General features: G+C 37.8%; 15 protein-coding genes and 3 tRNA genes. 5 read left to right on the forward strand and 13 right to left on the reverse strand.

Annotated elements, in window-relative coordinates; all coding sequences use genetic code 11:
• The first annotated feature begins 4 nt into the window (after positions 1-4).
• Positions 5-763 (forward strand): helix-turn-helix domain-containing protein, encoded by a 759-nt coding sequence (locus AC106K_RS22695; protein ID WP_482447753.1) that lies wholly within the window; start codon positions 5-7, stop codon positions 761-763.
• A 26-nt stretch (positions 764-789) separates the two neighbouring features.
• The gene (locus AC106K_RS22700; RefSeq protein WP_482447754.1) at positions 790-1,956 is read left to right on the forward strand and encodes an FAD-dependent oxidoreductase; all 1,167 of its coding nucleotides are present in this window, start codon (positions 790-792) and stop codon (positions 1,954-1,956) included.
• Between the two features lie 725 nt (positions 1,957-2,681).
• On the opposite strand, the gene AC106K_RS22705 is transcribed toward AC106K_RS22700, so the two are convergent.
• Both AC106K_RS22705 and AC106K_RS22710 read right to left on the reverse strand, forming a co-directional pair.
• Complete coding sequence (locus AC106K_RS22705; protein WP_482447756.1) at positions 2,682-4,010, reverse strand: tetratricopeptide repeat protein; 1,329 nt, start codon at positions 4,008-4,010, stop codon at positions 2,682-2,684.
• A 250-nt stretch (positions 4,011-4,260) separates the two neighbouring features.
• Complete coding sequence (locus AC106K_RS22710) at positions 4,261-5,700, reverse strand: tetratricopeptide repeat protein (RefSeq protein ID WP_482447757.1); 1,440 nt, start codon at positions 5,698-5,700, stop codon at positions 4,261-4,263.
• A 374-nt stretch (positions 5,701-6,074) separates the two neighbouring features.
• On the opposite strand from AC106K_RS22710, the gene AC106K_RS22715 reads away from it, so the two are divergent.
• Positions 6,075-6,581 (forward strand): GNAT family N-acetyltransferase, encoded by a 507-nt coding sequence (locus AC106K_RS22715; RefSeq protein ID WP_482447759.1) that lies wholly within the window; start codon positions 6,075-6,077, stop codon positions 6,579-6,581.
• 767 nt (positions 6,582-7,348) lie between these two features.
• Here AC106K_RS22715 and AC106K_RS22720 read toward each other — a convergent pair.
• The 5 genes from AC106K_RS22720 to AC106K_RS22740 form a co-directional block, all read right to left on the reverse strand.
• Positions 7,349-7,421, reverse strand: a tRNA-Lys gene (locus AC106K_RS22720).
• Positions 7,422-7,855: 434 nt separating this feature from the next.
• Positions 7,856-7,928: transfer RNA gene (locus AC106K_RS22725), tRNA-Lys, on the reverse strand.
• A 259-nt stretch (positions 7,929-8,187) separates the two neighbouring features.
• The gene (locus AC106K_RS22730) at positions 8,188-8,889 is read right to left on the reverse strand and encodes a DAPG hydrolase family protein (RefSeq protein ID WP_482447760.1); all 702 of its coding nucleotides are present in this window, start codon (positions 8,887-8,889) and stop codon (positions 8,188-8,190) included.
• Between the two features lie 271 nt (positions 8,890-9,160).
• On the reverse strand, positions 9,161-9,952 hold the full coding sequence (locus AC106K_RS22735) for a helix-turn-helix domain-containing protein (RefSeq protein ID WP_482447761.1): 792 nt from the start codon (positions 9,950-9,952) through the stop codon (positions 9,161-9,163).
• Positions 9,953-10,401: 449 nt separating this feature from the next.
• Positions 10,402-10,474: transfer RNA gene (locus tag AC106K_RS22740), tRNA-Lys, on the reverse strand.
• 367 nt (positions 10,475-10,841) lie between these two features.
• Here AC106K_RS22740 and AC106K_RS22745 point away from each other — a divergent pair.
• Positions 10,842-11,876, forward strand: a complete 1,035-nt coding sequence (locus AC106K_RS22745) for a S66 family peptidase (protein ID WP_482447762.1) — start codon at positions 10,842-10,844, stop codon at positions 11,874-11,876.
• A gap of 121 nt (positions 11,877-11,997) precedes the next feature.
• Here AC106K_RS22745 and AC106K_RS22750 read toward each other — a convergent pair whose 3' ends face one another.
• The 5 genes from AC106K_RS22750 to AC106K_RS22770 form a co-directional block, all read right to left on the reverse strand.
• A complete protein-coding gene (locus tag AC106K_RS22750) occupies positions 11,998-12,630 on the reverse strand; it encodes a DJ-1/PfpI family protein (protein WP_482447763.1) in 633 nt (210 codons plus the stop codon).
• A gap of 98 nt (positions 12,631-12,728) precedes the next feature.
• Positions 12,729-13,730 (reverse strand): GlxA family transcriptional regulator, encoded by a 1,002-nt coding sequence (locus AC106K_RS22755; RefSeq protein ID WP_482447764.1) that lies wholly within the window; start codon positions 13,728-13,730, stop codon positions 12,729-12,731.
• Between the two features lie 208 nt (positions 13,731-13,938).
• Positions 13,939-15,531: an efflux MFS transporter permease gene (locus tag AC106K_RS22760; protein WP_482447765.1), complete on the reverse strand. Its 1,593-nt coding sequence runs from the start codon at positions 15,529-15,531 to the stop codon at positions 13,939-13,941.
• The gene (locus AC106K_RS22765) at positions 15,531-16,589 is read right to left on the reverse strand and encodes an HlyD family secretion protein (protein WP_482447766.1); all 1,059 of its coding nucleotides are present in this window, start codon (positions 16,587-16,589) and stop codon (positions 15,531-15,533) included. Before AC106K_RS22765 ends, AC106K_RS22760 begins: the two co-directional genes overlap by 1 nt.
• Before the next feature lie 4 nt (positions 16,590-16,593).
• Positions 16,594-17,916 (reverse strand): TolC family protein, encoded by a 1,323-nt coding sequence (locus AC106K_RS22770; RefSeq protein WP_482447767.1) that lies wholly within the window; start codon positions 17,914-17,916, stop codon positions 16,594-16,596.
• A gap of 132 nt (positions 17,917-18,048) precedes the next feature.
• Between AC106K_RS22770 and AC106K_RS22775 the strand changes: the two genes are divergently transcribed.
• Positions 18,049-18,864, forward strand: a complete 816-nt coding sequence (locus tag AC106K_RS22775) for a helix-turn-helix domain-containing protein (protein ID WP_482447769.1) — start codon at positions 18,049-18,051, stop codon at positions 18,862-18,864.
• Positions 18,865-19,059: 195 nt separating this feature from the next.
• Here the strand turns inward: AC106K_RS22775 and AC106K_RS22780 are convergent, their stop codons facing one another.
• Positions 19,060-22,545 (reverse strand): glycosyltransferase family 117 protein, encoded by a 3,486-nt coding sequence (locus AC106K_RS22780; RefSeq protein WP_482447770.1) that lies wholly within the window; start codon positions 22,543-22,545, stop codon positions 19,060-19,062.
• Between the last annotated feature and the right edge of the window lie 50 nt (positions 22,546-22,595).

Below are 22,595 nucleotides of genomic sequence, written 5' to 3' on the forward strand. Positions count from 1 at the left end.
TACCATGGCAGATCATGACTTTCAATTTCACTTTATTGAGCCTGATGAAAGTATTTCAGATTTTGTAGAGAATCTGGGAACGTTCTATAATGAGTCTCAGGAAGTGAAAGAAGTGGTTATTATTCCGGATGGGAGAATTGATCTGTTCTTTATGCAATCTTCTACACATTCTTTCCAGGTTGCCCTTATCGGTCTTGAGACCTATTCTGAGCAAAGGTTTATTCCTCCGTTTACCCGGGCTTTTGTAGTAAGTTTCAAACCTATTGCTGTGGAATATATTCTAAACACCTCTATTGCTGATGTATTAAATAGCGCAAGGGATCTTCCTGTTGGTTTCTGGAGTTTTCAGGCTGATGATCTTCAAAATTTTGAACTTTGCTGTGCAAAAGCAACACAAAAGATAAAAGAACTGATCCCTCAGAAAACAGATGACAGAAAACGTAAGCTTTTTGAACTTCTCTACACTTCAAAAGGCGAAATGAGTGTTCATGAACTTTCTGAAAAAGTAGGCTGGAGCAGCAGGCAGATCAACCGTTATTTCACCAAACAATTGGGATTATCTCTGAAAGCCTACTCTACGATTTTACGTTTCAGAGCCTCGCTGGAGCATATTGCCAAAGGAAAACTGTTTCCTGAACTGAATTACACAGATCAGAACCATTTCATCAAGGAAGTAAAAAAGTTTTCGGGAGTTGCCCCTAAAGAATTATCAAAAAATAAAAACGACCGATTTGTACTATTATCAGTGTTGAAGGGAAAGTAATTTTGTCCTGTAAAATTTAAATAAAAATGCTGATCAACAATAAATCAATAGCAATCGTTGGTGGTGGTCCCGCAGGACTTACCTTGGCCAGACTTTTACAATTGAAAAATGCCAATGTAAAAGTATATGAAAGAGATATAAACCAATATGCCCGTGTACAGGGCTCTCCGCTTGACATGCATGAAGATTCCGGGCTGGAGGCCATCCGTAAAGCTGAACTTTTGGAGGAGTTTAAAAAGACATACCGCCCCGGAGCAGACAAAATGCTGATCGTCAACGAGCAGGCGGAAATCGTTTTCAGTGATCATGAAGGAAAACCTGATGAAGATTTTGGTGCTGAACATTTCCGGCCTGAGATAGACAGGGGTCCTCTACGAAATATGCTGCTGGCTTCCCTGAAACCGGAAACTGTGGTATGGGACAGCCATTTTATCGCTATGGAGCCTCAGGGTGACGGCTGGCTTCTTCTTTTCAAAAACGGAACTTCGGCCTATGCAGATCTTGTCATTGCTTCAGATGGTGCCAATTCAAAGATTCGCCCTTATCTCACAGGTCATCAACCTGTTTATTCGGGAATCATTATGTTGGAAGGAAATGTTTCAAAAGAAAATGCACCTCACATCAATGCTCTGATCAATGGAGGCAAAATAATGGCTTTTGGAAATGCTAAAAATATATTGCTGGGACAAAAAGGCAACGGTGATCTTGGTTTTTATGCAAGCTTTAAAGCAAATGAAAACTGGGCTGCTGAAAGTGGTCTGAACTTTTCTGATCCTTTACAGGTTTTGGAGTGGTTTAAAAAATCCTATCCTGAGTGGAATGAAATATGGTACGAACTGTTTGAAAATGCAGCAATTCCTTTTATCCCCCGACCTATTTATTATATGCCTCTGGAGCAGACGTGGGAAACAAAATGCAACCTGACCCTGATGGGTGATGCTGCCCATGTAATGCCTCCGTTTGCAGGTGAAGGGGCTAATATGGCTATGCTTGATGCCCTGGAACTCAGTGAATATTTAACCAATAGCCACTATAGTACTCTACAGGAAGCTATTTCCGCTTATGAAAATAATATGTGCAAACGGGCTTCTGCCGCTACAAAAGAATCCCTTGAAAATGGGGAACGGATGCATTCTGAAAAAGCACTTGTCACAATGTTGAATTTTTTCGAAGGACATCTGCATTCAAAATAAAAAAAGAGGCTGTCTCAAAAGTACCCCCTCTCTCGGACTCCTGTCTGACAAATTTTGTCATTTAGGAGATTCTCAGAGCATTAGTTTACCTTTTGAGACAGCCTCAACTTTTTCCCTCTGAAAATAAATATTTTTCTCTCCGTTAGATCCTGATTCCGGAGATTCATTTGTGTCATTTCAATGATTATTCGAATAAATAATTCAAAAAATAAGCTTAGCAACTATTTTGTATTAAAATTCTTTCGCAAATCTATATTTTAAATTCAAAAAAGCATAAAAACACCCTACTACACATATACAACATTGATATAAAACACTAATTATCAGAGTATTAAAAAACAAACTATTGATCATTTGATTTTAAGAGAAAAACAGCAATATTGAAATAACTGTACCATACGCAGAAAAATACAAGACTGATGTAAAGAAGAATTTACTCTGAAAGAAATCTTGATTTCAACTCCTTATTTCTAAAAAACAACTCTGTTATCTTAATAAATCCCACTTTATACAAATCTGACATCGAATTTAGCCAAACACCACAACATCCTAAACATCAAATATTTAAACATTGAATTATTGATTGTAGTATCTGTGTAGTAGAGCTTTTTTTCCTTATTTGAACAAAATTTTTCAAATTTGAGCACAAAGCCACTAAAAAAATACAGGTGGTGAAAAGAGAATATTTCGAACACTGTCTGACCTGATGAATCAGACAGTTTTTTTTATCCTAAAGCATCAAAGAAATCATAAATATCGGTTTCACCCGGAATGTTCAGTTTTTTTCGGATTCTGTATTTTTTTTGCTGAACGGTCCTATGCTGAACTAAAATATAGCTTGCAATTTCTTTGGAGGTAAAATGCAGTTTCAGCATAGCACAAAAGGCCAATTCTGAATTTTCAAGGCCTGGATTGATGGTGAGCAGCTGATCTATGAATTCCGGATAGATTTCTTTAAAGCGTTTCAGAAAATCAGGATCATTATTTCTGCCCAGCTCCATGATCTCTTCTTGTTTATTATCTGTCATACGGGCTTTCAGATGTTCTGCTTCAAGTTTGAGGTCTGTTTTCCGTTTTCTGAGTATACTGATGGCCCTCCAGGCATATATTCCTAATAATGAAAGACCTGCAAGTGAAAAAAGGATCACCCACTGTATCCTGCTTTTATGTTTTTCCGTATTTTCCTGGGTAAGTGTAATAAAGGACTCCATATCATGGTTTATCGTAGCCAGTAAAGCGGTATTGGTCTTATTTTTTGCTTCTGTATAGGCATTCAGATAAAAATAGGCCTTTTCTTTGTCTCCCATCTTGTCATACAATCTCCTAAGATCATTATAGATATATTTGGTATATTGGGAAAAGATTCGCCGTGTTTTTTTATCGATCTCCAAAGCCTGCAAAAATTCTTTTTCTGCCTTTTCATATTCTCCATAGGCAAGATAGTATTCTCCCATGATCGTACGTATATTGAGCGCAATAGCATCCTCCTGCCTGATTAAGCTCATTTGTTGATAGGCCCTTACAATATATTTATACGCAGAATCTTTATTTTTATACATATAGACATAATCACTTATGGCACAATCAGCAATACCTGTATTGTCAAACTTTCTTGCTTTATTAAAAAATTCCAGTGCTTTGTTATATTGATTTTTCTGTACGTAATATTGGCCTTGTCTTATATAAACATTATAAAGCACTCTATTTTTTAGCTTGGAGCGTGAATCTTTTTCAACACAGTTTAAGGCAGTATTATTATATGCAAATGCTTTATCAATTCTTCCCAGCTCATTATTTAATCGGCCGTAATTGTTATAAAATATAGCCTTATGGATATTATTTTCTGAGTTTTTCAGTATCTTTTCTGCCTTATCAAAAAGGATCTTTGACTTTTGATAATTTTCCAGTGAGATATTAATTTGGGCCAGATTTATATAACACAAAGCTTTCCCCTCTTCATATCCTGTTTCTTCTGCTTTCTTATAATATTTTTTATTGAGGTTAACCAGAGAATCATATTCACCTGAAAGCCGCAGTCTTTCATTTTGTGTCATCAACGGCACGTCAAAGTTTTTTTCACGTTCCTTCTGAGAATGGGACTGGCATGAAACCAAGATGATCAATAAAACCAAAAGAAAAATACGCACCATATGCTATCTTTATTTAAACTGAATTTCCTGTATAAATTATCATAAAAGAATAACTTTATAAAGCGAATAATATTATATTTTCTTTAATTATTATTTGATTACACGATATAGTTTACAGTATTTTCATTTGTAAAGAAAAAATTCGGTACTTTTTTTACATTTTCACATTTTCAAAAAATTCATAAATGTCCATTTCCCCCGGAATATTAAGCCTTTTTCTTATTCTGTATTTTTTCTGCTGAACAGATCTATGCTGCACAAAGGTATAATTTGCAATTTCCTTAGATGAAAAACGCAGCTTCAGCATTGCACAAAAGGCCAGTTCCGAGTTTTCAAGTTCAGGATTGATCTTTAAAAGCTCACTGATAAAATCCGGATATAAATCTCTGAATTTCAACAAAAAAGAAGAATCATTCTTCTTAGCAAGCTCAATAACCTCGTCCAGCTGTTTGGTATACATATGGTCTTTCAGTTCTTCGGTCTCCATCTTTAAAGTCTTCTTTTTCAGTTTCAGAACGTTGATCACCTTTCTTACGTATACTCCTGAAACCGTGAGTACTGTAATGGATAGTGCAATGAATAACGGAAGATCATTTTTGTGCCAGTCAGACTCGTTCTTCATTTCTGAAATAAAATTTTCAGTAGCTTTATTCATGGTAGCCAGCCGAACTTCATCAATTTTCCCTTCTTCTTCCATATATTTTTTTAAATAGTAATAGGCTCTGCCACCATCATTCTTTTTCCTGTACAGTTCTGCCAGTGCCTTATACACCCCATTGATATGGGTAGAATAGGTACGTCTTGTTTTTATATTAATCTCAAGAGCTTTTTTCAGGTTTTTTTCAGCCTTATCATGGTTATTGACCTCGTTATAATAATAGCCCAGAGTATAATAGACCCACAGAGATTCTACATCACTTGTTTTCTCACTTAGCATTTTTTCATCTGCTCTGGATATGTATATTCCGGCTGAATCCGGCTGATGAAAATACAGATAATATTGGGCAACCATACAATTGCTGTATGCAGAATGCTCTAATTCATTTCCTTTAAGAATACATTTCAGAGAGGTACCCGGCCATCTTTTTTTGGCAAAATAGATTCCCCGGTTGATATAGAGTCTTGACTGAAGTTTCGTTTTAAGCTCAGATTTTTTTGCTTTTCTTATAAAAGAAAATGCTTTACTGTTATAGGCGACAGCCTTATCATACAATTCAAGATGGTGATAATACAAACTATAATCGTTATAATACAGTGCTTTATGATAATAGTTGCCCGAGTCTTCCAGGTCTCTTTCCGCCTTATTGAAAAAGAATAACGCCTTTTCGTAGTTTCCTGTAGAAACATTGACGTCTGCCAGATTGAGATAGCAAAGCCCCTTCCCTGCTTTATAATTCATTTTAGCAGCTTTTTTAAGGTAGTCTACATTGAGAGCGATAAGCGCTTCATATTCTCCGGAAAGATGGAGTTCTGAGTTTCGGTTGATGAGTGAGGTATCAAATTTTTCTCTATCCTTTTCTGCTGAATTTCGTTTACAGGAAAGCATTAACAGCAATAGACCCACAAAAAACATGCAGATCATTGTTTTCATCATGATTACCGGATATGTTATATTTTTTTTAATGGGACTTGCTTTTTGATATAATTACAGCTTTTCCTCTATACCTACCTAAGCATCAATAAATGATCCGGTAAGAGTATCTGCCGATTTGCTATTCTGACTATCTCTTCTATAAATATACATAATTTAAGTAAAAATATAGGGGATTCTTACCAAATATTAATATAGGCTATGCTTAATTTTATAAATAAAAACAGACTGATTTTTAAGAACGGGCAAGAGGATTTATTAACAGAAAATCGACTGTACAAAAGAAAATACCAGCAGCCTCCGCTTACCTGATAGCTGATAAAATCAGTTTTTTATTTATTTTTAAAAAACGAATTATTAACAATGAAAACAGAGCCATGAAGATCAGCTACCGCAAACTTCTCCCGGAAGAAAGTAAAATATACAGAACCATCCGTCTGGAAAGCCTTAAAAAATACCCGGATTCATTTGCAGCCACCTACCAGGAAGCTCTGAACACCAAAAAACTCAGAATGGAAACCGATATTGAAAATTCAGTACCGGGCATGTTTATGATGGGAGCTTTTGCCAATCAGGAACTTATCGGTATCTGTGCTTTTGTAAAAAAAGAAGACAGCATGGGAAGTATCTACCAGATGTATGCGAAAGAGGAATTCCATGGGAAAGGTATAGGTTTGGAGCTGATACAAGCGGTCATTCAGCAAGCGATCAACGAATTCGGCTGCTCTGAAATCACCCTGGAAGTAAGTCCCGGAAATGACAGTGCCTATTTTCTTTATAAAAAGGCAGGATTCACAGAGATTGAAGGTCATGAAACAGATGGAATTCCCGGATTAGATTCAAATGTCCCGCCAGTGATACGATTACAATACCATGTCGGCTAAAATTTACCTGCCAAGGTTTATTTTGGATCAATTGCAAAAGCAGGGGGGATAATATTGTATTATTTATAGAATTTAGTTTAACACAAAGTTTTTAGCCTCTTATCTCATATTTTCAAGGGAGCAAAGGATGGAACCAATTTCATTAATTCTTTCTAAGCGAATGTATATCTATGAAGCTTCATCAGCAACAAAGTCGCTCTTCTTTGCTCCCTAAAATAAAACATTCAAATGAGCTTACTTTGCGTTTTTTAAAATACATTGTTTCATTCAATAAGAATAGTGTATGTTTTGTACTGTTCCCAAATTTTTGAACCTGATCCGTTTTTATGGATTAGTACCAAAGGTTGTGGGGCCAGCAAAAAGTTGAGTTCATCTGAACAGAAAAAATGTGATGTTCTTTACCAATTAGAATCAACAATTGTGGAGATGGGGTTTCACGCAAAGTTTCAAGTTTGTGTATGCTTTATTTTAAGTGGGGTAAGAAGGGATCGATTTTCAATCGATCTGAAGAAGCGAGCGCATAATCACAAAGCTTCATCAGCGACGAAGTCGCATTACTTAGCCTCCTAAAATAAAGTATTCGAATCACTAATTCTTTGCGTTTATAAAATTTAGAATAATCAATCGCTATTCAATTGTTTTATCACAGCTTTTGAGCATGATCCGTTTTTATCTTGTCACATGAAAATCAAGCTGCAACAATCACCATAGTTTGTCTGCTATAAAAGCAAAAAAAGAACCACTGAAACAGTAGTTCTTTTTGATTGTGACCCGGCTGGGATTCGAACCCAGGACCCATACATTAAAAGTGTATTGCTCTACCAGCTGAGCTACCGAGTCGGCCACTTAATTTTTTAAGTAAATCCCTTTGTTTAAGGGACTGCAAAGATAAAAACTTTTTCTCTAACTCCAAATTTTTTCCGACTTTTTATCCCAATAAATTTCATCAAAATCCATAAGTCAAATATTTTCATTGCTTTACATTTTAAAAAAATTAATCCTTTAAAAAGAGTCAATATTTATGATGACTTTTAGGGAACATTACCACGCCTGGAGAACACTTCCGTTTCTAATAAGAAAGCTGGAGATATTATTACGATGGCTTTCCATTAGAAAGGTCTTTAAAACAGTAATTTATGCCATTTTTCAGGGCAATATTGTCTGCAAATTATATAACAATCTGAGTTTTTATGGATCAAGCTGCAACAATTATTATAATTTGTCTGCTATAAAAACAAAAAAAGAACCACTGAAACAGTAGTTCTTTTTGATTGTGACCCGGCTGGGATTCGAACCCAGGACCCATACATTAAAAGTGTATTGCTCTACCAGCTGAGCTACCGAGTCGGCCACTTACTTTTTTAAGTAAATCCCTTTGTTTAAGGGACTGCAAAGATAGAAACTTTTTCTTTAACTCCAAATTTTTACCAGACATTTTTAGTATAAAATTTCTTTCTTTTGGCCTCACGAACGAAATGTTTTTAAGCAAGAGGGTTAATAAAAAAATACAATCAACTGATAAAAAACAAGTTGAAAAATAACACTACATGAAAACAGTCACATAGTGTTATCGTCATTTTTTTCGTAAAAATTATTTTTTCTGTTGTTACCAAAGAAGAGGTGCTTGATCTCCAGCCTTGTTTTTAGCATAATAAAGAGAGGGAAGAACTTTGGACAGGTAAGTAAATTCACTGTAACAATGCTCCATTAAACCAAACCCTATTTCATCAGGCAATGAACTTTCAGTATCTGCCGATAAAGCACCAAGAAAAAAATGACTTCTCAAGGTACATCCCTGTACAGTATCTCTTGCTACATGAAACATATAGCCATCTAAAGGATCTCCATTGGTATCTATCGGTGTATGGTCTCCAAAACCAATTCTCGCATAGACCACAGCACTCACTTCCCCATGAGTGTACGCATTTTTTAGAATATCAGAATTAAAAATTTCTGCCGGATCATGAAATTTAATGGTAGCAGCTACAGGAGGAATATCACCCAGAGATTCTGTAGCATGGATGGTAGCTCCTATATAATTTTCATGTTTAATCCATTGATGATCCCAGCCACTGTGCTCTACGTGGTCATGGGGATGCCACAGCTTCAAATCTTCAGTTGTTTCAAAATACTTGAACCACCAGTCCAGCATTTTACCGTTGCAATTCTGCAGCACATTTCTCATCGCAACATGAAGCATTCCGTTTTCCAGTCTTTTGATCCCGGCTTCCAGAGCAAGGGGTTTGGGGGATAAAAGGTTATTTATATCCTTAAACATTACTTCTTCGGTTTCTTTTGTCAATTTCATACTCGATATTTTTAATTGTATTTTATCATTAAAAGTCTCCAGCATACAGATTCAGAGCCTGCATATACCTACTCTATCCTTTTATAGGTAAGCCTTTTAACGTATTAATCACAGTACAAATTTAAATCAGACAGAAACCGGAATTCATGCACTATCTCCTAATCGACCTGTACAATCTGGAAATAATGCGTCATAGAAATTCACTTCAAAGAATTTATGTGATAAAAATAGATGATGGAAAGAATAACCGAAGATGAAAAGCAGGACAATATTATGGGTAATCAATATCTTTTTTAAAATCCTCAGGACTTTGCCCCTTCTGTTTTTTATAAAACCGGGAAAAATAAGCGGGATCATCAAAATTTAAATGAAAGGCAATTTCCTTGATGGTCAGTTCACTGGCCTTCAACATCCTGTCTGCTTCTATCATAAGCCTTTCATGCAACAACTGGGTAAGGGTTTTATTCATTTTCTCCTTCAGGATCTGATTGATTCTTTTTTCGCTGATCCCCATTTTCGAAGCATAAAAATCAGCTTTTCGTTCTGTTTTATAGTGTTCGTCCATCAGCATGATAAACTGATAGACCCGCTTCTGATTGACATCCTGATGTAAAAAATAATGTTGACTGATACGAATCAGATTCAGCAGAAATACTTTCAACAAAGCCTTTAAAACAAGATAGGTCCCCATAGCATTGTGGCACTCCTTCTCCATCAATCCTTTTAAAAGCTGAAGTGTCTCCAGGGTATTCTGATCTATAAGAAAACTGGTAGACTGCCCATGCATATTGAAAAGGTTGAAAACATCCAATGCGTATTCTTTATCATCTTCTTCCAGATAATCTCTTTTAAAAGCAATGATAACCCCGTCTTTATCATGAATATCCAATTCTACAAACCGATACGGAGGAATAAGAAACATTCGGAAATCTCCTGAAAGCTCTCTGAGCCAGATCATTTCAAAAAAATCTGCCCGCTGAGGATTCTGCATATAGTTTTCCGTACAGTGACGAAGTTCAGAAAGGATAAATTTGGTAGAATCAATGGGATGAATGAATTTCATATTCCGGCTCAATTTTCATGATAGAGTACAAATATACAGGATCAAGCGCAAAAGCTGGGGGATAATATTGTTTGTGTTTATTGAATTTAATTGACGCAAAGAATTAGTGATTCGAGTGTTTTATTTTAGGAGGCTAAGTAATGCGACTTCGTCGCTGATGAAGCTTTGTGATTATGCGCTCGCTTCTTCAGATCGATTCAAAATTGATCCCTTCTTAGCTCACTTAAAATAAAGTACACACAAACATGAAACTTTGCGTGAAACCCTATCTCCACAACTGTTGATTCTAATTGGTAAAGAACATCACATTTTTTCTATTCGGATGAACTCAACTTTTTGCTGGGTCAACAACCTTTTGTACTGATCCAATATACGTCACAACGGCTTCAAATCCGGAAGGGACAAAAAACAAAAAAAGAACCACTGAAACAGTAGTTCTTTTTTGATTGTGACCCGGCTGGGATTCGAACCCAGGACCCATACATTAAAAGTGTATTGCTCTACCAGCTGAGCTACCGAGTCGGCCACTTACTTTTTTAAGTAAATCCCTTTATTTAAGGGACTGCAAAGATAGTAAAACCCTCTTAAATTCCAAATTTTTCAGTGCTTTTTTCGCATAAAATTTCAGCTAAAATAATTAAACAGCTGTTTATAAATTAATTACAAAAAAAATAATTTATGAGAAATTTTATCTGAAAACAATCAATATAATACCTGGTCCTATTTTTTCCATAAAACTTATTGGATGGGATGACAAACTTATCTTGCATTTCTTCTCAAGATGTCCTATTTTTGAAAGAAATGAGGGTCAAAAGCCTTTAGCGATTTATCTTTTCAACAGGTGAATCATCATCATCTCAGTTTTCTGTTTTTTAATAGTCTGATATTTATGAAATTAATTACTCCCAAAAGATTAACCAGCGGTGATAAAGTAGCAGCCATTTCAATGTCATGGGGAGCAGCCGGCGATTTACCACACCGATATTCAAAAGGCAAAGAGCGTTTAATCCTAATGTTCAATCTGGAAGTAACTGAAACAAAACATGCTCTGCAATCGGCAGAATGGATCTATAATCATCCGGAAGCAAGAGCCAATGATCTCATGGAAGCCTTTGCTGATCCTTCCATAAAGGCGGTTATCTCAAATATTGGCGGTGATGACAGTATCAGAATGCTAAAGTATATTGATCTGGATGTGATCAGAAATAATCCCAAAATATTTCTGGGATTTTCCGACAGTACGGTTACTCATTTTATTTGTCTTAAAGCAGGTCTAAGTTCATTTTATGGCACTTCTTTACTGGTAGGATTTGCTGAAAATGGTGCGATGCATGATTATCAGATCAATGACCTCAACAAAGTCTTATTCTCCCCAGCCGTTATCGGGCAGATTCATCCGAATCAGGAAGGCTGGACCACGGAATTTCTAGACTGGTTTGATGTTTCTTTACAGGATGTACAACGAAAACTGACTCCATCTTCAGGCTGGCGTTTCATCAGGGGCAATTCTATTGCTCAGGGCCCATTGATCGGCGGCTGTATGGAGGTATTGGAAATGTTGAAAGGAACTGATTACTGGCCGGATCTGGAAACATGGAAAGGAGGTATTTTATTTTTTGAAACTTCAGAAGATAAACCAAAACCGGAGTATGTAAGATGGTGGCTAAGAAACTATGCTTCTATGGGAATTCTTGCTCATGCTAAAGGAATTATTTTCGGCCGGCCTTACGACAATCTCTATGCGGAAGAATATGAAACGGAACTCTTGAAAGTACTTGACGAAGAAGGCTTATATGATCTTCCTGTCATCACCCGGATGGATTTTGGCCACACCTGCCCTACCTTCACGCTTCCCTACGGAAAACTCGCAGAAATCAACTGTATTGATCAAACCTTTTCAATATTGGAAAGCGGAGTTTTATAAAACGTTATTCCCAATACCATAAAATGTTTTTGCTGGCCTGGGGCCAGCAAAAACACCTCATCATTCTCTTTATCTTTTTACGGAGAATAAAGGTTGCCATTTATGAATCTAATCTTTGGAATCAGGCATTCAAACCTCTCTGCTGATATTCAAAAAGTTTCACAATGGTATCTGTCATTTCCGATCCGTAATGTTTGCCTACCAGATAAAGAGCGGCATCTATTCCGGCCGTAATTCCGGCAGTTGTAATCAGTCTGTCCTGATCTACAAAACGAACATTTCTCTTTACGATACTTTTCGGATTATGCTGTTCCAACACATCCAACAACATGGAATGGGTAGTAATCTCATAATGATCCAGAATACCTGTCCGGGACAGATGCATACTTCCTGTACAGATCGTAAATATGGTGGTCCCTTTGTTATAATGATCTTTGATCCATCCCATTACGGTTTCCTGAAAATCATCATCCTGCAGATATTTCATTACCTGATCCGGATTTGCTCCCGGAATTACGATCATATCCGGCCTGGGAGCAGTCTGCAGATCATATGTTGGGGTAATTGCCATTGTATTGGCTTCCATATACACTGCTTCTCCGGTTTTTCCGACGGTAAAACAGTTATAACTTCCAGGATGTATGACATTTGCTTTTACGAAAACATCTAAAGGTCCGGTCAGATCGAGCGCTTCTACCTGATCATAAATTAAAAATGCAACGTTCATTGTTTTGCCATTTTGTTTCTGCGTCATAATGATATATTTAAAAATTATTGTGTTTAGAATAGACATGGCTTTTCCCTGCTGACAAATAATCATCAGCCTTACTAAGTCTCAAAAAGTGAAAAAAATTATGGGGTTCCTTTACAGTTTTTACGATACTGTGCCGGAGACAGGGACAAATATTTTAAGAACAGCCGGCGGAGGGAAATTATACTTCCGAAACCACACTTTTCAGTAATCATTTCGATAGTCATATCCGTGTATTCCAGCATATTTTTTGCCTGATCCAGTCTCATTTTTTCAAGAAATTTTCCGGGCGTCATTCCTGATTCTTTCAAAAATACTCTTGAGAAATTGCGGACACTCATATTTACAGATTCTGCCATATATTCTATACTAATGGCCTTATCTAGTTTATCTTTCAGCAAATCCCGGATCTGTTTGGTAAAAGGAGACAGCATTTCATACTCAGGCAGAACATTTCCAAACTGAGATTGCACTCCAGGCCTTTTTAAATGTAATACAAGGTGCTTGGCCACTTCCGAGGCCAGTGGTTTTCCAAAATCCTCTTCCAATAATGCCAATGCCAGATCCATCCCCGAGGAAACACCGCCTGACGTATAAATCTGCTGATCCCGGATAAAAAACGGGTTGACATTCACCTTAAGGTCAGGGTAAGTCTGCTGCAGTAAATCGGCATATTTCCAGTGAGTAGTTACCTGTTTTCCGTTCAGAAGGCCTGCTTTTGCCAGCACAAATGCTCCGACACAGACTGATCCTATGCGCTTTGCGTGGGTTGTCAGACTCTGCAGATACTCATAAAGACCGGGATTGATCTCGTCCAATACAGTTAATGTAGTTCCTGCAACCAGTAAGGTATCTATAGGAAAATCTATATCATCAATCGTATGACTGCAGGTTAAAGGTATTCCTGAGCCTGAGCAGATGATTTTATCTGAAGTACCGGATACCATATGAACACGATACCTCAACTCAGAGGTATCATCTGACAAAAAGAGATTAGCCGATGTAAAAACATCGCAGGGACCTGCCACATCCAACAATTGCACCTGTGGTAAAACCAGGAGTACTATATTTTTTGTGCTGATCATCTTTTCCTGCATTTCCATCTCTTAATATTTATGATACAAATGTAGCGACAATGCACCATGGCTGCAATGACAAAAAAATAACAGTTTCGGACAAAAAAAAGACTGCCTTCTCAAGACAGTCTTACCACTCTTACTATAAAATTAGCTATAACAGCTATACTTTCTGATGGTATTTAAAATCCTGAATTAAAAAAAATTCACATCGGGGAAAAGTTCCACCATATATCTATGCAGGTGATAGTCTGCGGGATTTTAAATAAAGTGCCGTACGGTTCAGGTATGGAAAAAGAAGAATCAATAATAGGAAGCCTGCAAGAAGCCAAACCATTATTTCGTAATAATCCATCGCAAAGCGTACGTGATCCTGAACATTAAGCCTTGCCACTAATAATTTGTTGGAGGCTTTTACTGCATGATCTTCCAGCATTCCTTTAGCCGTAAGTTTAGCCGTCTGCTTATGAAGAAAATCTTTTACAAAAGGGTCTACAGCACTCAAATGATCCTGAAAAGCATTATAATGACGGCTCTTCTCATACAATTCAAAAAAATTGATCAGCGCTATGCTGACACAGAACCCCAAATAACGGATCGCCAATGCCGTAGCCGCCGCCGATGGCCCAATGGACGCCGGAACGGATGATATAATGAAAATAATCGTAGGAACCATGATCAATCCTACTCCCAATCCCTGAAGGAACAAAGGAATATAATAATTGAATTCATTCGCCTGAACATCAAACGAATAATACATCAGTGCATGAAACAGCAACAACATCAAAAACCCCGGCACCCATATATACTGTATCTTTTTTTTCTGCAAAACCATACAGCAGGCAATAATGACCCCAATAATAAGCCCTGAAAGATTGAAAATATTGATATAGGAAATATAAAACGGGTCAAGGTGCAGCTCTGTCGCAAAATAAGTATTGGTAATCCCTGATGCAAAACGACAGATATACATGATGAACAGAATCATCAGACCTACTTTGAAGTTCCTGTATCTGAAAACTCTGAGATCAATATAAGGTCTTTTAATAGAATGCTGGCGAAAAACCGATATTCCCCCCAAAACAATGATCCCTATTACACTTCCTAAGATCCGGGGATCTTCCAGCCAATAATATTCCTGCCCGAAAATGGTAATATATCCTATGAGCACTAATATTGTACTGAAAACTGCAAAACTCTGCCAGTCCAGTTTATACAGGTGAAATCTGGCATGTGTTCTGTAATTACTCATGGCAAGGGTCAGGAAGACAAGTCCCGGAAGGTATGAAAAGATCGCTGTTTTATAGACGATATTAAAGTTATAAGAGTCTATAAGATCTGCCGTAATCAGATTATTGAAAGGTAAAGCACAAAGCAGGATGCCAAAAAATACGGAAAAACTGATTTCCCGCCCTCTTTCACTATTTAATCTTGTAAAAATCTGTGTAAGGGAAAGATTGACATTTCCGGCAAACAGCATTCCCTGAAGAAAACGTACAGGAAAAAGAATATATACTTCACGAGTACAGTAGCACACCAGGCAGGCGAATATCTGCAAGGTGGTAAACAGAAGAAAATATTCCTTAGCGGCCAGAAAACTGAAAAATCTTCTTTCCAGGCTGTAAAACCCTACATAGCCAGCATAGAACAGGGCTACTGAAAACTGAATATCAGCAGGCTCACATCCATAATATCCTGCAGCAGCATTGATGTTGGTAAGGGGTAAGAAAAATATGATGATCCCGGGTAAGGTCATGGAGAAAAGAATGATTTTCACCAGCCATTCCGGTGCCCATCTTTTAAAAAAGGGCATTTGTCTTCTTCCCATCAGGAATGTTTTTTATTGGCGTATACGTTTACGTTCATTCCCATTTTGAGAATGTCAATATCTTTTCTTTTACCATCCACCCGGATTCTTACGGGAATACGCTGTACAATTTTCACATAGTTTCCGGTAGAATTATCTGGTGGCAGCAGCGAAAAACTTGAACCTGTTGCGGGTGATAATGAAATAATGGTTCCCTGAAATTCCTGGTCAGGATAAGAATCGGCTACTATTTTCACACGGTCCCCGATATGCATATCCTTGATCTGCGTTTCCTTATAATTGGCAACCACCCATTTATCGGTTTCATTATTCACGATAAAGGCAAGGGTTTCTCCGGCATCAATCATCTGCCCCACTTCTACTGTTCTGCGTCCCATTCTGCCATCATATGATGCAACGACAGCTGTATAACTTACATCCAGTTTATGACGGTCCAGTAAAGCTTCTAATCTTACTATCTCAGCCTGTACCACCGTTTTTTCGGCCTGAATATCATTGATTTTGGAAACAGAAGCCGCATAATTATCCTGAGAAGATTTATAGTCACTTTCGTTCACATCCAGTGTAGCTTTTACATCTTCCAGCCTTTGTCGGGTAGCAGATTCTTCATCATAAAGCTTTTTGTATCGGTTATAATCAAGCTGTTGCTTCCATACTTTTGCTTTACTGGCATCTACCTGAGCCTGCGCTGAAGCCGCTTCTTTCTCTGTAGTACCGGTATTGCTTTCCAACACTTTCAGTTGTGCACGGGCTTTCTGAAGGGCGGCCTGGGTTTGTTTCTGCTGAAGAACATATTCGCGGTTATCGATCAGTAAAAGGGTGTCCCCTTTCTTTACTTCCTGATTTTCCTCAAATTTTACGGCTACAATGAATCCGCCTGCTCTTGAGATGACAGGGTTTACATATTCCTGGATCTGGGCATCATTGGTCTGTTCATATTTATAGTAGCTTTTAAGGGTAAAACCGCCCCAGACAATAAGTGCGGCAACGATAAAAACGGAGATCCATCCTGTAATCTTTGTGATCAGTCTGTCGGTAGGGGTGTATTTTTTTTTCATTGTTTTATAAAACGCCTGTGATATTTTGTAATAAATAATAATTGTTTTGTGCCATAATCTTTGCTGCTTCCAGTTCAAATTTGGTCTGAAGAAGCTGTATATCAGCATCCAGAAGTTCTGTAATAAGGGAAGTCTGGCTGAAGTAAGTATTTTTGATAATACGGGCATTTTCTTTTGCCTGAGCTACATTGGTTTCAGCGACTTTGATCTGCTCAAGTGCTTCCTGATAGCGTAAATAGGCTTCTTTTACCTGTTGTCTTATCTTATCTTCGGTATCTTTATGTACTTCTTCTTCTTTTTCAAATTCCAGAGCTGCGGCTTTTACCTTCTGCGTATTGTGATAAAGGGAGGAAATGGAAAACGAAGCTTTAATCCCTACAATACCCAATGAGTACCAATAAGGGTTGTAAGGATAAAGGAAGATCTGCGGATTGGCATAATAAAATTCTCCGTACATTCCTATTTTCGGTCTTACATTGGCTTTTACCTGCTTCAGTTTGATCATGCTCAATTCTGTCTGCTGTTCAGAAACATGATAGTCAAATGAGTGATCCAGTGCCTGCTTCAGATAGTCTGCATAGGTTGTATTTTCATTCCACTGATTGAATGGCACATCCGGAATAACGATCTGATCATCAGGAATTCCTAAAATAATATTCAGTTTCTGGGTCGCAATGAGAATATCATTTTCTATGGTGACCAGGGTCATTTTACGTTTGGAAAGCTCCAGTTCGATTCTTAAAACATCACTTTTCAGCACTACCCCGTTTTTGTACAAGGCCTGTATTTCTTTAAGCTGTGTTTTCTGGTCTTCAATATCCTTTTTGATAAGGTCTCTGAAAATTAAGGTTTTCTGCAGCTCAAGATAAAGGGTTGCTGTTTTGTAATGAATGTCAGAAACAGACTGTTCTTTCTGTATATTTTTGATTTTCTGAAGGGTTTGGTTTTCCCTGATTTTAAGATTCAGTTTATTTCCGTTGTAAATATTTAAATAAAAATCCGCTCCGGCTCTGTAAAGGGTGTGGATGACTTCATGCTGGGTAGGTTTAGAAAAAATTCCGTTTTCATAGATAGGAATATTGGAAGCTTTTTCTGCAGAACCTTTCACTTCTATTTCCGGAAGCCGTTCCCGTTTGGCATCTTTTACTTCGGCTTCGGCGATGTCTACATTGATGGTTTTGATTTTAATATGACGGCTGTTTTCTTCAGCTCTTTGCCATGCGTCTTTTAGAGAGATCCGGATGGTATCATTCTTTGAACTGCCTGCTTGGGCTGATATTGTGTAGGAAACTCCCAGCATCAGCAGTCCGGTGACATAGATTTTCATTTGAATTTTTCGAAATTATTGCACTGCAAATTTATCTTCAATCCGGATATTATTTTTATCTAAAATAGTCAAGTTTTACATGATTCCGGCCAAATGATTATATTTGCATTTTCATCTCAAATTATTTTTCACATGGGGTTAATTGCTGCACTTCCGGATATTGATAAACACGATAAAAGTGTGTTTGTGATGCATGAAAAATCGGAGAAACTGATCCCGTTTCATAAGCATACCAAGGGCCAGCTAAGCTATGTAGAAGGCGGTATTGCCTATATCACCATCGATAACAGAACGTACGTAGTGCCTGCCAGACACTTCTTCTGGATTCCGCAGGGCATGGAGCATATTTTAGAAGTTGGGCACACCGCTACTGTTCTGCGTTCTCTTTATTTTTATGCCCACGATGATGCTTCTGACCCGTTTTATGGCAAGTTGGGAATTTATCCGGCATCCGAACTTTTGATTCAGATGATCAAGTATACGGAGATATGGGATGAAAAACATGTGACGGAACGGGACGAAAATTTTGAATTTTTAGTGGCGTTAAAAAAAATCTTACCCAAAACCCACAAACAGCCTTTACCGATCATTCTTCCTGCCACGCATAATAAACAGATGATGAAAATTGTCTCTTATCTTGAATGGAATATCGGAGAAAAGCTGACCCTAGCGAATGTAAGTGCCAGATTCGGGTTGAGTGAGCGCTCTATGTCTCGCCTTTTTAAAGCTGATATGGATATTTCTTTTCTTCAGTATCTGAAAACCTTAAGGATCATCAAAGCAATCGAATTGCTTTTAAATACAGACAAACCGATCAACGAAATTGCAAATGACGTGGGCTATAGCTCCATCAGCGCATTTAGTGATACGTTCAGTGAGTTTACCCAATCCAGACCGTCAGATCTGAGAAAAAGCAGCAAAGTATACCGTAATCCTACGCCCATTTAGAATGAATTCTATATTTCAGAAAGGTAGTTACAAACTGATAGATTGGTGCTCAGAATAGTCCTTTTGAAACCGATTTTTAACCATCAAGAAGATAAGGTTGAAAAGAAATAAGGTAAAGTCAAGTGACTTTAAAACAAAACGATAAAACAAATCCTTCTTTCTTAAACCTTATCTGGTCTTAATGGTCCTATTTTTTTATTGGGTAGCCCTCATCATCGCAGTCGTGATCTGCTCTTCCTTCTTTTTTGAATAATTGGAATCCAAAGGTTTCATCACATCAAATAAGTACTGATAGAAAGGAACAATCTGCTGAACTTTCCCAGCTTCTTTCATCGCTTTTTCTTTGTTCATCTGCTGAAGCGCATGGATAAAGGCATTGAACTTTTTATCAATAGGTTGTACTGATTTCAGCAGATACGCATATGCCTTGTCATTCTGCCCCAGCGTTCTGTAAGCGTCTGTAACTGCAGAAATCACCAGTGCATATTCCATTGGCTTCGATCTTATTTGTCGGCGGGCAGCAGCCTGAAATGATGGAGTAAGTTTCATATAATAGTCATATTCATCAAATATTCCTTTTTTAAGGTTTTCTGCCAGCTGAAGTCCTTTCTGTTCCTGCCCTGTAACGATATATCCGTTTACAATGGAACTCAATGAACGCGGATCATTGTATTTTTCCGCAGGAATTTCTCTGGCTGCAAGATTCAGTAATTCGATGGCTTTAGCTTTTTGCCCACTAGTAACGAGTGCAGAAACAGCTCTTCCTACAGACATTCTGTAGCCTAGAATATTGGAAGTTGCCGTTTCGTCATAATAAATACTCAGGTCTTTGAAATTCCCCCATTTGTAGTTTTTCACCACGTTGTAAAGAGAATTGGCATCTACCCTTCCCTTATCTCCATCCGGGCTCTGCGGAGTACGGATCGGTACCAGTCTGTAACTGAAACCGTCAAATTGAAGGTAATCATCGAGATAGAAAATATTTTCACTGTCGTACATCCCTCCTGATGAAAAGTTAACAGGACGTTTCCAATCGAAATTGGCAAGCATGTCCAGCATCATAAGATGGCTTTTGTAAAGGGTAGATCCTTCGTAGTTGATGGTGATCTGATCAACGGTATTCGGAAGATCAGACGGGTTGATAATTCCTGCCTTCACTGCATTTTCCTTATTGACAGGAAGAATGAATTTGTTTACCGGAATAATATTATACTTTTCATATTCATTTTCGCCGAAGTACATTTTCAGTAATTCATCTTTTGCAGGAGATTTAGACTTAAGAAACTTCATGGCCTCTTTCAGTGTCAGAGAATCCTGTGTTAGATATTTTCTGAATTCCTGAAATTCCGTTTCAGGAGCTCCCTGTTCTTTTAACATTGCAAAAAGCCCTTCCCAGTCTTGTTTTTTCATCAGATACACCTGGTCATTCACCCCATCTCTATACTCTTCATGCGTCAGTTCACCCGGAATTCCCATAGCATTGTATGTTCTTCTTTTTACCTGATCAATATTCCATGGAGTGGCTAGCAGGGTAAAGTTGACGGTTTTCACATCATCTCTGAATCTTTCCGTCTCCTGAATTGCCCAGACCGGGAAAGTATCATTGTCACCATAAATAAAAATAATATCATTCTTAGGCAACGATGCCAGGAAAGAATATGCGGAATCATAGGCTGCAGACTTTTTGCTCCTGTCATGCGCGGTGTAATTCTGGAATCCCATCATCAAAGGAATTCCCAACAAAACTACTCCTAATACCATATTGACTGCATTAGATTTTATTTTTGATTGCAAGAACCAGAGAACAGCTCCTGCTCCCAATCCGATCCAGATGGCAAAAGCGTAAAATGATCCTACCATGGCATAGTCTCTTTCTCTTACTTCAAAAGGTTTCACTCCTGTATAGAAAACAATTCCGACACTGGTGAGGATAAAAAGGGAAAGAAGCGCATAAAACCGTCCAAAATCTCTGTTGAGCTGAAAAAAGAAACCAATTAATCCTAAAATTAACGGCAGGAAGAAGAATTTAACCGTACTTTCATTTTTAAATTTAGCCGGAATATGATCCTGATCTCCCCATAGGGCATTATCAATAAACGAGAAGCCTGAAATCCAGTTTCCCTGGGTATTTTCCATATGTCCCTGAAGGTCATTCTGCCTTCCCACAAAGTTCCACATCAGGTATCTCACAAAATAATAGCCGTTCTGAAAGGAAATAAAATAATCCATATTCTGAGCCAGAGAAGGCTTCTGCACCTTGATGAGATCATAAGGCTTTACCTTCAGATAATCGGCTGCAGTAATGGAATCATCTTCATATTTTGCTCTTAATTCCTCAAAAATTCTTTTGGCTTCGGGATTATCTGCAACATCTTCATTATCATAATTAAAGGTAAAATCAGGTGCTCCATACATCGCAATATAATTGGCCATTACATCCTTATCTTCATTGAACATCCTTGGCATGAAGCTTATATGTGACTTATTGAATACATAATTGAAACGCTCACCGGTTTTTCTATAGGTTCCGGTTTTTTCATCTTTCTCATAAATATCCCCTGTTATATTCCTTTTATAACTCCCGTCTTCATTTTTTTCTATTCCGTTTTTATCAAGGAAGGCGGTATAATTTTGGCCATAGATTGTTGGCCAGTCTCCGTACTGTTCTCTATTGTAATAATCTCTCATACCAATTGCTGTATCCGGATCATTAAGGTTCATTGGCGGATTGGCATTCGCCCTGATCGGAATCACCATCCAGCACGAAAAACCTATAATCATATATACAATCGACAGCGCAACGGTCTGATAGATGTTTTTCTTTGTTTTTCCCGCATATCTGATGATAAGATAACTAATAGCCGCCATGATCATAAAAGCAGCAACGGTTCCTGAATGGAAAGGAAGACCCAATCCGTTCACAAAGAAAATCTCAAGCTTCCCAAACATCGTCATGATCAGTGGGAAAATTATTTTGAATACAAAGGCAAGAACGCCAAGGGTAATCAGGTTGGCCAGAATGAAGCTCTTCCAGGTAAAAGTATAGTTTCTGGCATAATACACCAGACATACCGCCGGAATGGCCAGCATACACATCATGTGAACGCCTACGGAAAGCCCTATGATAAAGAAAATAAGAATGATCCACCGCTCACTGTCAGCTGCTTTGTACTCATTCTCCCATTTCGTGATGAGCCACACCAGCAAAGCAATGAACATAGACGCCATAGAATACACCTCTCCTTCTACTGCTGAAAACCAGAAGGTATCGGAGAAAGTAAAACACAAAGCTCCGATCACACCGGCAAACAGAATGGCAATCTCCTGATGTTGGCTGATCTCTTCAAAATCCTTGTTTAAAAGCCTTCTTACAAAATGGGTAATGGTCCAGAAGAGGAACAAAATAGTGAATGCACTGAATAATGCTGACATGGCATTGATGACAATGGAATACTTCTCTACATTGCCCAAAGCAAAAATACTGGCCACCGCTCCCATAATCTGGAACAAAGCAGCTCCCGGAGCATGGGTAACTTCGAGCTTTACAGCAGAAGAAATATATTCTCCACAATCCCAGAAGCTCAGAGAATGCTCCATGGTAGACCAATACGTGATTAATGCAACAGCAAAGAGGAACCACCCGAGTACGGTGTTCCATTTTTTAAAAGACCAGTTTTTCATATACTATTTTCCAATAATATCTGTAAGACAACTGGGGAAAAGAGTTTATT

This window comes from Chryseobacterium sp. FR048, from assembly GCF_056844665.1.

What these genes read in the sequence shown, in the direction of transcription:
- AC106K_RS22735 (WP_482447761.1), bottom strand. Translation starts at nt 9,952, where the DNA reads ATGAAATTCATTCATCCCATTGATTCTACCAAATTTATCCTTTCTGAA.
- AC106K_RS22755 (WP_482447764.1), bottom strand. Translation starts at nt 13,730, where the DNA reads ATGGAAATGCAGGAAAAGATGATCAGCACAAAAAATATAGTACTCCTG.
- AC106K_RS22730 (WP_482447760.1), bottom strand. Translation starts at nt 8,889, where the DNA reads ATGAAATTGACAAAAGAAACCGAAGAAGTAATGTTTAAGGATATAAAT.
- AC106K_RS22705 (WP_482447756.1), bottom strand. Translation starts at nt 4,010, where the DNA reads ATGACACAAAATGAAAGACTGCGGCTTTCAGGTGAATATGATTCTCTG.
- AC106K_RS22775 (WP_482447769.1), top strand. Translation starts at nt 18,049, where the DNA reads ATGGGGTTAATTGCTGCACTTCCGGATATTGATAAACACGATAAAAGT.
- AC106K_RS22780 (WP_482447770.1), bottom strand. Translation starts at nt 22,545, where the DNA reads ATGAAAAACTGGTCTTTTAAAAAATGGAACACCGTACTCGGGTGGTTC.
- AC106K_RS22750 (WP_482447763.1), bottom strand. Translation starts at nt 12,630, where the DNA reads ATGACGCAGAAACAAAATGGCAAAACAATGAACGTTGCATTTTTAATT.
- AC106K_RS22760 (WP_482447765.1), bottom strand. Translation starts at nt 15,531, where the DNA reads ATGGGAAGAAGACAAATGCCCTTTTTTAAAAGATGGGCACCGGAATGG.
- AC106K_RS22695 (WP_482447753.1), top strand. Translation starts at nt 5, where the DNA reads ATGGCAGATCATGACTTTCAATTTCACTTTATTGAGCCTGATGAAAGT.
- AC106K_RS22770 (WP_482447767.1), bottom strand. Translation starts at nt 17,916, where the DNA reads ATGAAAATCTATGTCACCGGACTGCTGATGCTGGGAGTTTCCTACACA.
- AC106K_RS22700 (WP_482447754.1), top strand. Translation starts at nt 790, where the DNA reads ATGCTGATCAACAATAAATCAATAGCAATCGTTGGTGGTGGTCCCGCA.
- AC106K_RS22710 (WP_482447757.1), bottom strand. Translation starts at nt 5,700, where the DNA reads ATGATGAAAACAATGATCTGCATGTTTTTTGTGGGTCTATTGCTGTTA.
- AC106K_RS22745 (WP_482447762.1), top strand. Translation starts at nt 10,842, where the DNA reads ATGAAATTAATTACTCCCAAAAGATTAACCAGCGGTGATAAAGTAGCA.
- AC106K_RS22765 (WP_482447766.1), bottom strand. Translation starts at nt 16,589, where the DNA reads ATGAAAAAAAAATACACCCCTACCGACAGACTGATCACAAAGATTACA.
- AC106K_RS22715 (WP_482447759.1), top strand. Translation starts at nt 6,075, where the DNA reads ATGAAGATCAGCTACCGCAAACTTCTCCCGGAAGAAAGTAAAATATAC.